This is a genomic window from Rhizobium sp. BK602 (assembly GCF_014195095.1).
In the GTDB taxonomy this organism is placed as follows: Bacteria; Pseudomonadota; Alphaproteobacteria; order Rhizobiales; family Rhizobiaceae; genus Rhizobium.
In genome coordinates, this window is record NZ_JACIBC010000002.1 from 829,069 (window position 1) to 842,171 (window position 13,103).

Below are 13,103 nucleotides of genomic sequence, written 5' to 3' on the forward strand. Positions count from 1 at the left end.
TCTTTCTCCTTCGCGCATCCGTCGGGACACGCGACATAATAGGGAAACATGCGTCGAACATATGGTGTGGGGTCCGGCAAATACAATAAGCCTGTGGCCAGGGATTACCTCTTGGCGAGAAGCTTGGCCACCTCGACGGCGAAATAGGTGAGGATGCCGTCGCAGCCGGCGCGTTTGAAGGCGAGCAGCGTTTCCAGCATCACCCTCTCGCCGTCGATCCAGCCATTGGCCGCCCCAGCCTTGATCATCGAATATTCGCCGGAGACCTGATAGGCGAAGGTCGGAAGCCCGAAAGCCTCCTTCAGCCGCCAGCAGATGTCGATATAGGGCAGGCCGGGCTTGACCATCAGCATGTCGGCGCCTTCCTCGACATCGAGGGCCGCGTCGCGCACCGCCTCCGTGCCGTTGGCCGGGTCGATGTAATAGGTCTTCTTGTCGCCCTTCAGCAGGCCGCCGGTCGAGATCGCCTCGCGATAGGGGCCGTAGAAGGAGGAGGAGAATTTGGTGGCATAGCTCATGATGCCGACACCCTGATGCCCGGCGGCGTCGAGCGCGCGGCGGATGGCGCCGATGCGGCCGTCCATCATTTCCGACGGCGCGATGATGTCGGCGCCGGCATCGGCCTGGTAGACGGCGGCGCGTGCCACCTGTTCCACCGTCTCGTCGTTGACGATTTCGTTGCCGCGCAGGATGCCGTCATGACCGTGGCTGGTGAAGGGATCGAGCGCGACGTCGGTGATGACGCCGATGTTCGGCACGGCCTTCTTGATGGCGGCGGTGGCGAGATTGATGAGATTGTTCTTCTCGAGGCTGTTGGAGCCGGTCTCGTCGCGCAGTTCCATTTCGATATTGGGAAAGGTGGCAAGCGCAGGGATGCCGAGATCGGCCGCTTCCTTTGCCGCTTCCACTGCCTTGTCGACCGTCATGCGGTTGACGCCGGGCATGGCCGGGATCGGTTCGACGATGCCCTTGCCGGGGATCAGGAAGATCGGCCAGATCAGGTCGTCGACAGTCAGGCGGTTTTCCTGCACGAGGCGACGCGTCCAGTCGGCCTTGCGGTTGCGCCGCATCCGCCTGTGCCCGGTGATCTCGTCAACAAGATGCGTCTTGTCCTGCATGATGCCGCCATCCTTTTTGGTCTATCTATGGCCTCAATATATAGGCAGCGTACCTATCATGCTGTCCCCAGGATTCAAAACCGGGCGAAAGGCCGCAGCCATTATGGCTCTGGCGAGCCCGGCTCCTCCTACGTATTGTTCGCCCATGGAACCTGATTCTTCGACCAGACCTAAGACCACGCTGACCGATATGCTGTTCGTGCTGTTCCTGCGGCTGATCGCGGTCGCCTGCCTGTGGCTCGGCCTGCAATATTGGTCGATGCTGGTCGGCTATTCGCTGGCGGGTCAGGCGCGCTTCGACCTGCTGAACCTGCCCTGGAAAGTGGCGAGCGCCGGCTTGGCCGTCGTCTTCCCGGTCGCCGCACTCGGCCTGTGGCTGACGGTCTCCTGGGGGCCGGTCATGTGGGTGCTGGCGGCGGGCGGTCAGGCGTTGATGTATGGCCTCTGGCCGCAGATATTCGGCGCCAATCCGCTCATCATGATCCTGCATGGATGCGTGGCCGTCATCTACTGCGCCTTCCGCATTCTTCTATGGCTGGAGAAGCGCCGGCGCCGGCAGCAGGTAATGGTTGATTTACCCTGAGACAGCAACGCTTGGCGGTAAGGTGCTGTTAAGCTTGCAGTTTAAGTAGAATTTTATGTGTATTCGATAGGGTCTCACTCAAGGCGGGAAGAAAACGACACCGCCAAACAAAACAGTGAGGCCAAGTCATGATGAACACGAAAATCAAGCCGCAGGCAGTTGCAAACGCTCGTGACCAGCAGGTCGAGGATATCCGTGGCCTGTACATGGAATCCCTCCACCTGGTGGAGCGTCTCCACCGCCGTCTCCTCGATGTGATCAAGGACGAGTTCGACCGCCAGGGTCGCGACGACGTCAACGCCGTGCAGGCGCTGCTCCTGTTCAACATCGGCAATTCCGAACTGACCGCCGGCGAGCTACGCTCCCGCGGCTTCTACCTCGGATCCAACGTTTCCTACAACGTCAAGAAGCTGGTCGACCTCGGCTTCATCAACCACCAGCGTTCGCGCATCGACCGCCGCTCGGTCCGCATCAGCCTGACGGACAGCGGTCAGGAGATCGCCGAAACCGTCGCCAAGCTCTACGAGCGCCATATCGGCTCCATCGACAAGGTCGGCGGCATCGGCACCGACGAATTCACCCAGATGAACAAGCTCCTGCAGCGCCTCGACCGCTTCTGGAACGACAGCATCGCCTATCGCATGTAAGCCCTCGCGGCGGACCTGCGGTAAGAGACTCCAGTCTGACAAGCCGGATGCGTTCCCTGCGCATCCGGCCTGCATGCGTTTGAAGCGGGGCCGTCTGTGCGCTTTTTGCCACTCCCCGCCGCGACGTTGCGGTGCACACCGTGTATGCTGCATCTGCGCCTTGACGTTGGATCAACAGCCGCTATGAACCACGTTCATCTGGTGGTATTTTAGCAAATACAATATGCTGGTCTCCCGCGCCGGCAGGCTGAAGCAAGTTTCATGCCTGGCGACACGAATTGGCCATATTGCTATGACAGCGGAAACAAACGGCAAGCGGCGCCTACAAGTCTTGATCTTCACGCCTTGGCGCCTCGGGCTCGCAACATTGTGAAGCTCCGTGGCGAACTTGTGTGATGCGTAAAGATCGCGGCTTGATACTGACTGCGATGCCTGGCGCAAGCTGAGGTATTTACTGCTTCCTCTCTTGGCTGCGGATGAAATCGGTCGCAGCGTCGAACGGTAGGGATATGTCGAAGAAAAACGGAATTGAACCTTTCTCGCGCCGCTCTTTCCTGCGGTCTGCGGCAACTTTTGGCGTGGCCGCTTTGGCAGCCCCGGCTTTTGCACAGGACCAGACGCCTCTCGATGCGCTGATCAACAATCGCGCCCGCGGCAACTGGGATGATCAGTTCGACGCGAAGGCGGCTGCCCGCACCGCGGCGGCGGTCGTTTCCAATACACCGATCCTCGGCCCCGATTCCGTACCGAATATCCAGCAGGCGATCACCCAATATCAGGGCATCGTCGCCAATGGCGGCTGGCCGCAGATCAGCCCCGCCGGCGATCAGCCGTTGCAGCTTGGCGCCACTGCTCCGGCCGTGCAGACGCTGCGCCAGCATCTGATGATAACGGGCGACCTGCCGAAGGAAGCCGGCATGTCTTCCGCCTTCGATTCCTACGTCGACGGCGCGGTCAAGCGCTTTCAGGCTCGCCATGGCCTGCCGGCGGATGGTGTCATCGGCGATTTCACGCTGAAGGCGATGAACATCCCCGCCGATGTCCGCTTGCAGCAGCTCAACACCAACCTCGTTCGTCTGCAGACCTTCCCGTCCGATCTCGGCCGTCGTCACGTCATGGTCAATGTCCCGGCGACCTATGTCGAAGCCGTGGAAGACGGCCAGGTGGCGCTGCGCCACGAGGCGATCGTCGGCCGCATCTCGCGTCCGACGCACCTCATCAATTCGAAGATCTACGAGGTCATCCTCAATCCGTACTGGACGGCGCCTCGTTCCATCATCATCAAGGATATCGTGCCCTTGATGCGCAAGGACCCGACCTATCTGACGAAGAACAACATCCGTCTGTTCGACGGCAAGGGCCAGGAAGTGCCACCGGAATCGGTCGACTGGAATTCGGACAAGGCGCCGAACCTGATGTTCCGTCAGGATCCGGGCAAGACCAACGCCATGGCGTCCACGAAGATCAACTTCCATAACCCCAACAACGAATATATGCACGACACGCCGGAGCAGGGCCTGTTCAACAAGCTGATGCGCTTCGACAGCTCGGGCTGCGTGCGCGTTCAGAACGTGCGCGACCTGACCAACTGGCTGCTCGCCGAAACGCCCGGCTGGCCGCGTCAGCGCATCGAGCAGGTCATCGCCAGCCGCGTCAACACGCCGATCACGCTCGCGACGGAAGTGCCTGTCTATTTCGTCTATATCTCCGCCTGGAGCGCTGCCGACGGTATCGTGCAGTTCCGCGACGATATCTATCAGCTCGACGGCAATCCCGAGCTCGCTCTGGACACGACCCAGGGCATGGAGCAGCCGGTTCAATAATCGGGCCGTCGATCGACGATATGCACAGAAAGCCGCATCTCCGGATGCGGCTTTTTCGTTTGTGGGCGTCGCTCATCGTAGAATGCCCAGCAAATGTCGCTGATCGTATTGCTCTCGGGCGACCCTGACGCTAATACCGTCCCATTGCCGATCCGGCCCGTTCAGGAGCTTCCACCATGACCATTGCTTCCACCGAACCTTTCTTCAATCGCTCGCTCGCCGATACCGATCCGGAAATCTTTGGCGCGATCGGCAAGGAACTGGGTCGCCAGCGGCATGAGATCGAATTGATCGCCTCGGAAAACATCGTTTCCCGCGCCGTGCTGGAAGCGCAGGGCTCGATCATGACGAACAAATATGCCGAGGGTTATCCGGGCAAGCGCTATTATGGCGGCTGCCAGTTCGTCGACATTGCCGAAGAGCTCGCGATCGAACGCGCCAAGAAGCTGTTCGGCGTCAACTTCGCCAACGTCCAGCCGAATTCCGGCTCGCAGATGAACCAGGCCGTCTTCCTGGCGCTGCTGCAGCCGGGTGACACCTTCATGGGCCTCGATCTCAATTCCGGTGGTCACCTGACGCACGGTTCGCCGGTCAACATGTCCGGCAAGTGGTTCAACGTCGTGTCCTACGGTGTGCGCGAAGGCGACAACCTGCTCGACATGGACGAAGTGCAGCGCAAGGCCGAGGAAACCAGGCCGAAGCTGATCATCGCCGGCGGCACCGCCTATTCCCGCATCTGGGACTGGAAGCGCTTCCGCGAGATCGCCGACAGCGTCGGCGCATACCTGATGGTCGACATGGCCCATATCGCCGGCCTGGTTGCCGGTGGCCAGCATCCGTCGCCGTTCCCGCATTGCCATGTCGCCACCACCACGACGCACAAGTCGCTTCGCGGCCCGCGCGGCGGCATGATCCTCACCAATGACGAGGATCTGGCCAAGAAGTTCAATTCGGCCGTCTTCCCCGGCCTGCAGGGCGGTCCGCTGATGCACGTCATCGCCGCCAAGGCCGTTGCCCTCGGCGAAGCGCTGCAGCCGTCCTTCAAGGACTACGCCGCCCAGATCGTCAAGAATGCCAAGGCTCTCGCCGAGACCCTGATCTCCGGCGGCGTCGATGTCGTTTCCGGCGGCACGGACAACCACCTGATGCTGGTCGACCTGCGCAAGAAGAACGCCACCGGCAAGCGCGCCGAGGCGGCTCTCGGCCGCGCCTACGTCACCTGCAACAAGAACGGCATCCCCTTCGACCCGGAAAAGCCCTTCGTCACGTCAGGCGTCCGCCTCGGCACGCCGGCCGGTACGACGCGCGGCTTCAAGGAAGCCGAGTTCCGCGAGATCGGTAACCTCATCATCGAAGTGCTCGATGGTCTGAAGGTTGCCAACTCCGACGAAGGCAATGCCGCCGTCGAGGCTGCCGTACGCGAGAAGGTGGTCAAGCTGACCGACCGTTTCCCGATGTATGGCTACCTGGGCTAAGGAGAGCGCATGCGCTGCCCCTATTGCGGTTCAGAAGATACCCAGGTCAAGGATTCGCGCCCGGCGGAGGACAACACGTCCATCCGCCGTCGGCGCATTTGTCCGGATTGCGGCGGCCGCTTCACCACCTTCGAGCGCGTGCAGCTGCGCGAGCTGATGGTCATCAAGAAGACCGGCCGTAAGGTGCTGTTCGATCGGGACAAGCTGGTGCGCTCTTTCGAGATCGCCCTGCGCAAACGCCCGGTCGATCGCGACCGTATCGAACGCGCCGTTTCCGGCATCGTCCGCCGTCTGGAAAGCTCCGGTGAAACGGAAATCAGCTCGGAACAGATCGGCCTTCAGGTGCTGGAAGCCCTGAAGAGCCTCGATGATGTCGCCTTCGTGCGTTATGCCTCCGTCTATCGCGATTTCTCGCATGCGGAGGATTTCGAGCACGTCATCACCGAGATCAACGCCAAGATCGCTCGCGATCCGCTGGACCCCTGACCATGGCGACGCGGCCTGACGACGAGCGCTTCATGGCCGCGGCTATCCGCCTGTCGCGCAGGCATCTCGGGCTGACCTCCACCAATCCTTCCGTCGGCTGCCTTGTCGTCAAGGACGGCGCCGTCATCGGCAGCGCCGTGACGGCGGTCGGCGGTCGGCCGCATGCCGAACCGCAGGCGCTTGCCGAAGCCGGCGAGGCGGCGAGGGGAGCGACGGCCTATGTCACGCTGGAACCCTGCTCCCATTACGGCAAGACGCCGCCCTGCGCCGAGGCGCTCATCGCCTATGGCGTGGCGCGTGTCGTCATCAGCGTCACCGATCCCGACCAACGTGTTTCCGGGCGTGGCATCGCGCTGCTGCGGGATGCGGGGATCGAGGTCGATACCGGCATTCTGGAGGAGGAGGGCAGGCGCTCGCTTGCCGGCTATCTCATGCGCCAGACGAGAAACCGGCCCTATGTGACTCTCAAGCTTGCCGTTTCCGCCGATGGCATGATCGGTAAGACGGGGGCTGGGCAGGTGCGCATCACCGGCGATATCGCCCGCGCCCAGGTGCAGGTCCTGCGCGCTGAAAGCGATGCCATTCTGGTCGGCATCGGCACGGCCATCGCCGACGATCCGGAACTGACCTGCCGGCTGCCGGGCCTGGAGGAGCGCTCTCCGCTGCGCATCGTCATCGACGACGATCTCCAGCTTCCGCTGGACGGCAAGCTGGTCAGGACGGCGCGGCAATATCCTGTCATCGCGGTTGCCGGCCATCCGCCGTCCTTCGACGAAAATACCGACAAGGCTTTCCTGAGCCGCCGCGCCGCGCTGGATGCTGCCGGCGTCGAGGTGCTGCAATCCGGGACCAGCCAGCCGGGAGAGTTGCTGGAGGCGCTGGGCACGCGCGGCATTTCTTCGCTTCTGGTCGAGGGCGGGGCGCGCACGGCGCAGCGTTTTCTCGAGGCGGATCTGGTTGACCGCATCCTTCTGTTCCAGGGGCCGGATGCGATCGGCGAGGGCGGTATTGAATCGCCGGTCACGAAGACCAATATCCCTGCGAGTTTCAGGCATATCCGCGCGAGCCAGTTCGGCAACGATCGCTGCGACGAATTTGAAAGAGGTTTTTGATGTTCACCGGAATTGTCACCGACATCGGCAAGGTCGAATCCGTGTCTCCTCTCAAAGAGGGCATCAAGCTGCGGGTCGCCACCAATTACGATCCGGCGACTATCGACATGGGCGCCTCGATCTCCCATTCCGGCATCTGCCTGACGGTGACCGGTCTGCCGGAAACGGGAAGCAACGGCCGCTGGTTCGAGGTTGAGGCCTGGGAAGAAGCCCTGCGGCTGACCACCATCGGCACATGGCAGGCCGGCAGCAACATCAATCTCGAACGCTCGCTGAAGATCGGCGATGAACTCGGCGGCCATATCGTCTCCGGCCACGTCGACGGCAAGGCGGAAATCCTTTCGGTGACCGAGGAGGGCGACGCCACCCGCTTTCGCCTGCGCGCGCCCGAACATCTTGCCAAGTTCGTCGCGCCCAAGGGTTCGATCGCCCTCGACGGGACGTCCTTGACGGTCAACGCCGTCGACGGCACCGATTTCGACGTGCTGCTGATCCGCCATACGCTCGAGGTGACGACCTGGGGAGATCGCAAGGCCGGCGATTTCGTCAATTTCGAAGTCGATACCATGGCTCGCTATGCCGCGCGGCTGGCGGAATTCCCGGCCCCCAAGGCGAGCTGACTTGATTTGGGTTAAGCCGGGCGTCGCTGCCCGGCTATAGCCGAAATCCCGGCCCCTCAGGCGAGGTGTTTTTCCATGCGGAAATTCGCAAGCCTCTGCCCACGCTTTTCGACCGTCTGAGCGGCCAGGACGATAAACCCCTTTCGTTCGAAAAAGGGTCGGGCGGTGAGGCTGGCCTCGGTGAAGACCCGCCGGAGCCGTTGTTCTCTGGCAGCCTTTTCCACGGTCGCGAGAAGCAGGCTGGCGACACCCTTGCCCTGATGCTCCGGATGCACGAACATCATGTCCAGACAGCCATCCGGCGTCAGGTCGCTGAAGCCGACGGGTGCGCCATCGCAGATCGCCAGCCAGGTCGGGCGGCTGGCGCGCCACTGCGCCCAGACCCTGGCATCGTCGACCTTCGCCCAGGCATCGATCTGCGCGGGCGTATAGTCCTTCGAGGCGACGTCCCGGATGGCTCTTAGAAAAATATCGATCGTCGTTCCCGCGTCAGCGGGTTCATAGTCTCTTATGCTGAGGCGATGTGGCTGGCTCATGGGCATGACATACCTTCGACGATCGCGCCGTCCTATTTCCAGCGCTCGAGCATGACGTTCGTTGAGCCCTTGTAGAAGGTTTCGCCGATCCGGCGGAAGCCGACCTTTTCGGCGACCCGTAGCGACGGCGTGTTGTCCGGATCGATGATGCAGGTCATGCGCCGGTCGGCGAAGGTGCGGTCGGCCCATGCAATGGCTGCCCGGATGGCTTCCGTTGCATAGCCCTTGCCTTGCAATGACGGCGAGATCGCCCAGCCGGTCTCCAGCGTGCCTTCCGTCGTCGGATTCATGTCGCGATGGGAATCCAGAAAGCCGGCCTCGCCGACGATGCGGCCGCTGCCGCGTTCCTCGATGGCAAAGAAGCCGAAGCCGAGATGATGCCACATGCCGGTGTAGCGCAAAAAACGCGCCCATGTCTGTTCGCGCGTCGGCGGTTCGCCGCCCACGAAGCGCATCAGCTCCGCCTGGTTCCAGAACGCGGCATAATCCTCGAATTCGTCCAGCCGATGGGCGCGCAGGATCAGCCGTTCCGTCGTCAAGGTGGGGATAGTAGTCATGGTGGGAGCGATTTCCTTCCTTCAGGGCATTGCAGCATTCAGGAGCGTCGTGTCATGCGCCCGGTTCACCGTCCCAATAATCCATGGGATCGCCATCGCGGCCGATGAAACGGAAGGGTTTCGAAGCGTCGGTCCGATTGGTCTTGGCCAGGAATTTGCCGGAGTCGGGATATTCGACGATCTCCGTCTTCGCCTTGGTCGATATGACGAGATAGGTCAGTACGCCGGGACCGGTATTGATGAGCTGATGGGCGGTCTCATGGCCGCCGGCCGGTGCTCCGAGCACATCGCCTTTCGTAACGGCAATGCGCTCCGTGCCGAAGCGATATTCGCCGTCGCCGTCGAGGATGACGAAGAGCTCCTCCTCGACATGATGATTATGAAACGGACAGCCCGATTTGCCCGGAGGCACTTCGTTATAGCTGATGCCGAGATCCTTCAAGCCGATCAGCGCGCCGAAGGAGATGTCGCTGCCGGCGAAAAAACGTCCCTGCTGCCAATGGTCGAGCTGGAGTTCGCCGGTGTTGACCGCGAATTTGGTTTTCTCTGTCATCTGGCCCTCCCGCTGCCGGTGGCAAATTATTATCGAAGCGGGAGTGACGGTGGAAGATGCAATTTCCGGCAAAGCCCGTTCGTCCCCAAAACCGGGCCAGAATCGCGGCGGCGGCCGAAAAACACTTGCCAAGCGCGGCCCGCCGTGGTTTGACCCGCCGTTAAACGGTACTGCCCGCCCTCTCATTTCGCAGGTGACGTATGTCCAGCTCCAGCAATGCCCATATCCTGATCGTCGAAGCTCGCTTCTACGACGACATGGCCGATGCCCTTCTCGACGGCGCCAAGACCGCGCTCGAAGAAGCTGGCGCGACCTATGACATCGTGACCGTGCCCGGCGCGCTGGAGATTCCGGCGGCGATTGCCATGGCGCTCGACGGCGGCGACAATGGCGGTATCATCTATGATGGCTATGTCGCCCTCGGCATGGTCATCCGCGGCGAAACCTATCATTTCGATATCGTCGCCAATGAATCCTCGCGTGCGCTGATGGATCTGTCCGTCAGCGAATCCCTCGCGATCGGCAATGGCATTCTGACCGTCGAAAACGACGATCAGGCCTGGGCGCGGGCGCGCCGTTCGGACAAGGACAAGGGTGGCTTTGCCGCCCGCGCAGCGTTGACGATGATCGCGCTGAAACAGAAGTTGGGTGCATAAATTCATGAGCAATCAGGATAACGAGCGGCCGGCAAAGACGGCGAACCAGCGTGGGGCAGCCCGCCTTGCCGCGGTTCAGGCGCTCTATCAGATGGATGTCGGCGGAACCGGCGTATTGGAGGTGGTGGCCGAATATGAGGCGCATCGTCTCGGACAGGAACTGGACGGCGACACCTATCTGAAGGCCGACGCGTCCTGGTTCCGTTCCATCGTCTCGGGTGTCGTGCGCGAGCAGACCCGGCTCGATCCGCTGATCGGCTCGGCCCTGCAGGACGATTGGGCACTGTCGCGCCTGGACAGCACCGTGCGCGCTATCCTGCGTGCCGGCACCTTCGAGCTTCTCGACCGCAAGGATGTGCCGGTGCCGGTCATCGTCACGGAATATGTCGAGATCGCGCATGCCTTCTTCGAAGAGGATGAGCCGAAGCTCGTCAACGCCGTGCTCGACCGAATCGCCAGGCAGGTCCGCGGCGAAGCCAAGAAATAAGCCGCGATAGCGGCGCCGGTAACGGTGCCGCCGGCTTTCGTTTCCTTCGTTCGCGTCTGATTTCATCTACGAATCTTCTTTTGAACCTCCTTCGGGTGTTTTACCCGCGGGCGGTCTTGACGCGACGTTTTCCCAAACGCAATCTCAGTTTGCATGACTGCCGGCCGCCGAGGAGGAGGGGGGCCGCCGTCGTGCAGGCGGCCGGGGGAGGAGTAAACCGCCGGCTTTTTTGGAGGGAAAAAGCGAAATGTCGATTCTTTTAGGAGTTATCGCGTGCGGATTGCTCTCGGTGATCTATGCCGTCTGGGCAACCCGATCGGTCTTGTCGGCCGATCAGGGCAACGCGCGCATGCAGGAGATAGCCGGTTATATTCGCGAAGGCGCGAAGGCCTATCTCGCTCGTCAATATAGAACCATCGCCATTGTCGGCGTCATCGTTTTCATTGCAGCCTGGCTGCTATTGTCCGCCGAAGCCGCTTTCGGTTTCCTGATCGGCGCCATCCTGTCCGGCGCTGCCGGTTTCATCGGCATGCATGTCTCCGTGCGCGCCAATGTCCGCACCGCGCAGGCCTCGTCGCACAGCCTGTCGGCCGGTCTCGACATCGCCTTCAAATCGGGCGCCATCACCGGCATGCTGGTCGCCGGCCTGGCGCTGCTCGGCGTCTCCATCTATTTCTACGTGCTGACCGGCGTTCTCGGCCATGAGCCGGGCTCGCGCGATGTCATCGATGCGCTGGTGTCGCTCGGCTTCGGGGCTTCGCTGATTTCGATCTTCGCCCGTCTCGGCGGCGGCATCTTCACCAAGGGCGCCGATGTCGGCGGCGATCTGGTCGGCAAGGTGGAAGCCGGCATTCCCGAGGACGATCCGCGCAATCCCGCCACCATTGCCGACAACGTCGGCGACAATGTCGGCGATTGCGCCGGCATGGCGGCCGACCTGTTCGAAACCTATGCGGTCTCCGTCGTCGCCACCATGGTTCTGGCCGCGATCTTCTTCGCCGGCGCGCCGATCCTCGCCTCCGCCATGATCTATCCGCTGGCGATTTGCGGCGCCTGCATCATCACCTCGATCATCGGCACCTTCTTCGTCAAGCTCGGCGCCAATGGCTCGATCATGGGCGCGCTCTACAAGGGCCTGATCGCCACCGGCATCCTGTCGATCATCGGGCTCGGGGCCGCCACTTCGCTGACCGTCGGCTGGGGTTCGATCGGAACCGTCGCCGGCTTCGACATTACCGGCGCGAAGCTCTTCACCTGCGGCATCGTCGGCCTGGTCGTCACGGCACTGATCGTCGTCATCACTGAATACTATACCGGCACGAACAAGCGGCCGGTCAACTCCATCGCCCAGGCGTCGGTCACCGGTCATGGCACCAACGTCATTCAGGGTCTCGCCGTTTCGCTTGAATCGACGGCACTGCCGGCGATCGTTATCGTCGGCGGCATTCTTGCCACCTATCAGCTCGGCGGCCTGTTCGGCACCGGCATCGCCGTCACCGCCATGCTCGGCTTGGCCGGCATGATCGTCGCGCTCGATGCTTTCGGCCCGGTCACCGACAACGCCGGCGGCATCGCCGAGATGTCGCATCTTCCGCCGGAAGTGCGCAAGTCGACGGATGCCCTGGACGCGGTCGGCAACACCACCAAGGCCGTGACCAAGGGCTATGCCATCGGTTCGGCCGGTCTTGGCGCGCTGGTGCTGTTCGCCGCCTATTCGAACGACCTGCAATATTTCGCCGCCCATGGCGATCAGTTCCCCTATTTCGCCAATGTCGGAACGATCTCCTTCGAACTCTCCAATCCCTATGTCGTCGCCGGCCTGCTGTTCGGCGGCCTCATTCCCTATCTCTTCGGCGGCATTGCCATGACGGCGGTCGGCCGTGCGGCGGGCTCGATCGTCGAGGAGGTGCGCAAGCAGTTCCGTGAAAAGCCGGGCATCATGCAGGGCACGGAACGTCCCGATTACGGCCGCGCCGTCGATCTTCTGACCAAGGCCGCCATCCGCGAGATGATCATCCCGTCGCTGCTGCCGGTATTGGCGCCGGTCGTCGTCTATTTCGGCGTGCTGCTGATTTCCGGCTCCAAGGCCTCGGCCTTTGCGGCACTCGGGGCTTCGCTGCTGGGGGTCATCATCAACGGCCTGTTCGTCGCCATCTCGATGACGTCGGGCGGTGGTGCCTGGGACAATGCCAAGAAGAGCTTCGAGGACGGCTTCGTTGACAAGGACGGGACGCGCCATCTGAAGGGTTCGGAAGCGCACAAGGCGTCGGTGACGGGCGATACCGTCGGCGACCCTTATAAGGATACCGCCGGTCCGGCGGTCAATCCGGCGATCAAGATCACCAATATCGTCGCGCTGCTGCTGCTTGCCATTCTCGCCGGATAAGGACGAGAGCGTAACCAATGAAAAACCCGCGGGGCTCGCGCCTCGCGGGTTTTTTGATGCGATC

At 62.0% G+C, this 13,103-nt stretch carries 14 protein-coding genes; 10 read left to right on the forward strand and 4 right to left on the reverse strand.

Annotated elements, in window-relative coordinates; all coding sequences use genetic code 11:
- Nucleotides 1–104: 104 nt before the first annotated feature.
- Nucleotides 105–1,118, reverse strand: coding sequence for a porphobilinogen synthase (gene hemB, locus FHX11_RS09580; protein ID WP_184357324.1), 1,014 nt, complete (start codon nucleotides 1,116–1,118; stop codon nucleotides 105–107).
- 145 nt (nucleotides 1,119–1,263) lie between these two features.
- Here hemB and FHX11_RS09585 point away from each other — a divergent pair, with 145 nt between their 5' ends.
- From FHX11_RS09585 to FHX11_RS09615, 7 genes are all read left to right on the forward strand, one after another.
- Nucleotides 1,264–1,701, forward strand: a complete 438-nt coding sequence (locus FHX11_RS09585) for a DUF6163 family protein (RefSeq protein ID WP_184357325.1) — start codon at nucleotides 1,264–1,266, stop codon at nucleotides 1,699–1,701.
- Nucleotides 1,702–1,832: 131 nt separating this feature from the next.
- Nucleotides 1,833–2,348, forward strand: coding sequence for a MarR family transcriptional regulator (locus tag FHX11_RS09590; protein WP_184357538.1), 516 nt, complete (start codon nucleotides 1,833–1,835; stop codon nucleotides 2,346–2,348).
- Between the two features lie 509 nt (nucleotides 2,349–2,857).
- Nucleotides 2,858–4,171, forward strand: a complete 1,314-nt coding sequence (locus FHX11_RS09595; protein WP_184357327.1) for a L,D-transpeptidase family protein — start codon at nucleotides 2,858–2,860, stop codon at nucleotides 4,169–4,171.
- Between the two features lie 176 nt (nucleotides 4,172–4,347).
- Nucleotides 4,348–5,646: a serine hydroxymethyltransferase gene (gene glyA / locus FHX11_RS09600; protein WP_184357329.1), complete on the forward strand. Its 1,299-nt coding sequence runs from the start codon at nucleotides 4,348–4,350 to the stop codon at nucleotides 5,644–5,646.
- A gap of 9 nt (nucleotides 5,647–5,655) precedes the next feature.
- Nucleotides 5,656–6,132 carry a transcriptional regulator NrdR gene (gene nrdR / locus FHX11_RS09605; RefSeq protein WP_184357331.1) on the forward strand — a complete coding sequence of 159 codons (477 nt, stop codon included), beginning with the start codon at nucleotides 5,656–5,658 and terminating at the stop codon, nucleotides 6,130–6,132.
- A gap of 2 nt (nucleotides 6,133–6,134) precedes the next feature.
- Nucleotides 6,135–7,244, forward strand: coding sequence for a bifunctional diaminohydroxyphosphoribosylaminopyrimidine deaminase/5-amino-6-(5-phosphoribosylamino)uracil reductase RibD (ribD, locus tag FHX11_RS09610; protein WP_184357333.1), 1,110 nt, complete (start codon nucleotides 6,135–6,137; stop codon nucleotides 7,242–7,244).
- Nucleotides 7,244–7,864, forward strand: coding sequence for a riboflavin synthase (locus FHX11_RS09615; RefSeq protein WP_184357335.1), 621 nt, complete (start codon nucleotides 7,244–7,246; stop codon nucleotides 7,862–7,864). The genes ribD and FHX11_RS09615 overlap by 1 nt, the downstream gene beginning before the upstream one ends.
- Before the next feature lie 56 nt (nucleotides 7,865–7,920).
- Here FHX11_RS09615 and FHX11_RS09620 read toward each other — a convergent pair whose 3' ends face one another.
- From FHX11_RS09620 to FHX11_RS09630, 3 genes are read right to left on the reverse strand one after another with little or no spacing between them, the layout of a single operon-like run.
- Nucleotides 7,921–8,400: a GNAT family N-acetyltransferase gene (locus FHX11_RS09620; RefSeq protein ID WP_184357337.1), complete on the reverse strand. Its 480-nt coding sequence runs from the start codon at nucleotides 8,398–8,400 to the stop codon at nucleotides 7,921–7,923.
- 32 nt (nucleotides 8,401–8,432) lie between these two features.
- Nucleotides 8,433–8,957, reverse strand: a complete 525-nt coding sequence (locus tag FHX11_RS09625; protein ID WP_184357339.1) for a GNAT family N-acetyltransferase — start codon at nucleotides 8,955–8,957, stop codon at nucleotides 8,433–8,435.
- Nucleotides 8,958–9,009: 52 nt separating this feature from the next.
- Nucleotides 9,010–9,510, reverse strand: coding sequence for a cupin domain-containing protein (locus tag FHX11_RS09630; protein ID WP_184357341.1), 501 nt, complete (start codon nucleotides 9,508–9,510; stop codon nucleotides 9,010–9,012).
- Nucleotides 9,511–9,710: 200 nt separating this feature from the next.
- On the opposite strand from FHX11_RS09630, the gene ribH reads away from it, so the two are divergent.
- The 3 genes from ribH (at nucleotide 9,711) to FHX11_RS09645 (ending at nucleotide 13,039) form a co-directional block, all read left to right on the forward strand.
- Nucleotides 9,711–10,166 (forward strand): 6,7-dimethyl-8-ribityllumazine synthase, encoded by a 456-nt coding sequence (gene ribH / locus FHX11_RS09635; protein ID WP_184357343.1) that lies wholly within the window; start codon nucleotides 9,711–9,713, stop codon nucleotides 10,164–10,166.
- A gap of 4 nt (nucleotides 10,167–10,170) precedes the next feature.
- Nucleotides 10,171–10,653: a transcription antitermination factor NusB gene (gene nusB / locus FHX11_RS09640; RefSeq protein ID WP_184357345.1), complete on the forward strand. Its 483-nt coding sequence runs from the start codon at nucleotides 10,171–10,173 to the stop codon at nucleotides 10,651–10,653.
- Between the two features lie 247 nt (nucleotides 10,654–10,900).
- Nucleotides 10,901–13,039 (forward strand): sodium-translocating pyrophosphatase, encoded by a 2,139-nt coding sequence (locus FHX11_RS09645; RefSeq protein WP_184357347.1) that lies wholly within the window; start codon nucleotides 10,901–10,903, stop codon nucleotides 13,037–13,039.
- The last annotated feature ends 64 nt before the right edge of the window (nucleotides 13,040–13,103 follow it).

Bases quoted from the DNA above. Each gene is read 5' to 3' on its own strand.
- FHX11_RS09645 (WP_184357347.1), top strand. From the start codon at position 10,901: ATGTCGATTCTTTTAGGAGTTATCGCGTGCGGATTGCTCTCGGTGATC.
- nrdR (WP_184357331.1), top strand. From the start codon at position 5,656: ATGCGCTGCCCCTATTGCGGTTCAGAAGATACCCAGGTCAAGGATTCG.
- nusB (WP_184357345.1), top strand. From the start codon at position 10,171: ATGAGCAATCAGGATAACGAGCGGCCGGCAAAGACGGCGAACCAGCGT.
- glyA (WP_184357329.1), top strand. From the start codon at position 4,348: ATGACCATTGCTTCCACCGAACCTTTCTTCAATCGCTCGCTCGCCGAT.
- FHX11_RS09595 (WP_184357327.1), top strand. From the start codon at position 2,858: ATGTCGAAGAAAAACGGAATTGAACCTTTCTCGCGCCGCTCTTTCCTG.
- hemB (WP_184357324.1), bottom strand. From the start codon at position 1,118: ATGCAGGACAAGACGCATCTTGTTGACGAGATCACCGGGCACAGGCGG.
- ribH (WP_184357343.1), top strand. From the start codon at position 9,711: ATGTCCAGCTCCAGCAATGCCCATATCCTGATCGTCGAAGCTCGCTTC.
- FHX11_RS09625 (WP_184357339.1), bottom strand. From the start codon at position 8,957: ATGACTACTATCCCCACCTTGACGACGGAACGGCTGATCCTGCGCGCC.
- FHX11_RS09585 (WP_184357325.1), top strand. From the start codon at position 1,264: ATGGAACCTGATTCTTCGACCAGACCTAAGACCACGCTGACCGATATG.
- FHX11_RS09620 (WP_184357337.1), bottom strand. From the start codon at position 8,400: ATGAGCCAGCCACATCGCCTCAGCATAAGAGACTATGAACCCGCTGAC.
- FHX11_RS09615 (WP_184357335.1), top strand. From the start codon at position 7,244: ATGTTCACCGGAATTGTCACCGACATCGGCAAGGTCGAATCCGTGTCT.
- FHX11_RS09590 (WP_184357538.1), top strand. From the start codon at position 1,833: ATGAACACGAAAATCAAGCCGCAGGCAGTTGCAAACGCTCGTGACCAG.
- FHX11_RS09630 (WP_184357341.1), bottom strand. From the start codon at position 9,510: ATGACAGAGAAAACCAAATTCGCGGTCAACACCGGCGAACTCCAGCTC.
- ribD (WP_184357333.1), top strand. From the start codon at position 6,135: ATGGCGACGCGGCCTGACGACGAGCGCTTCATGGCCGCGGCTATCCGC.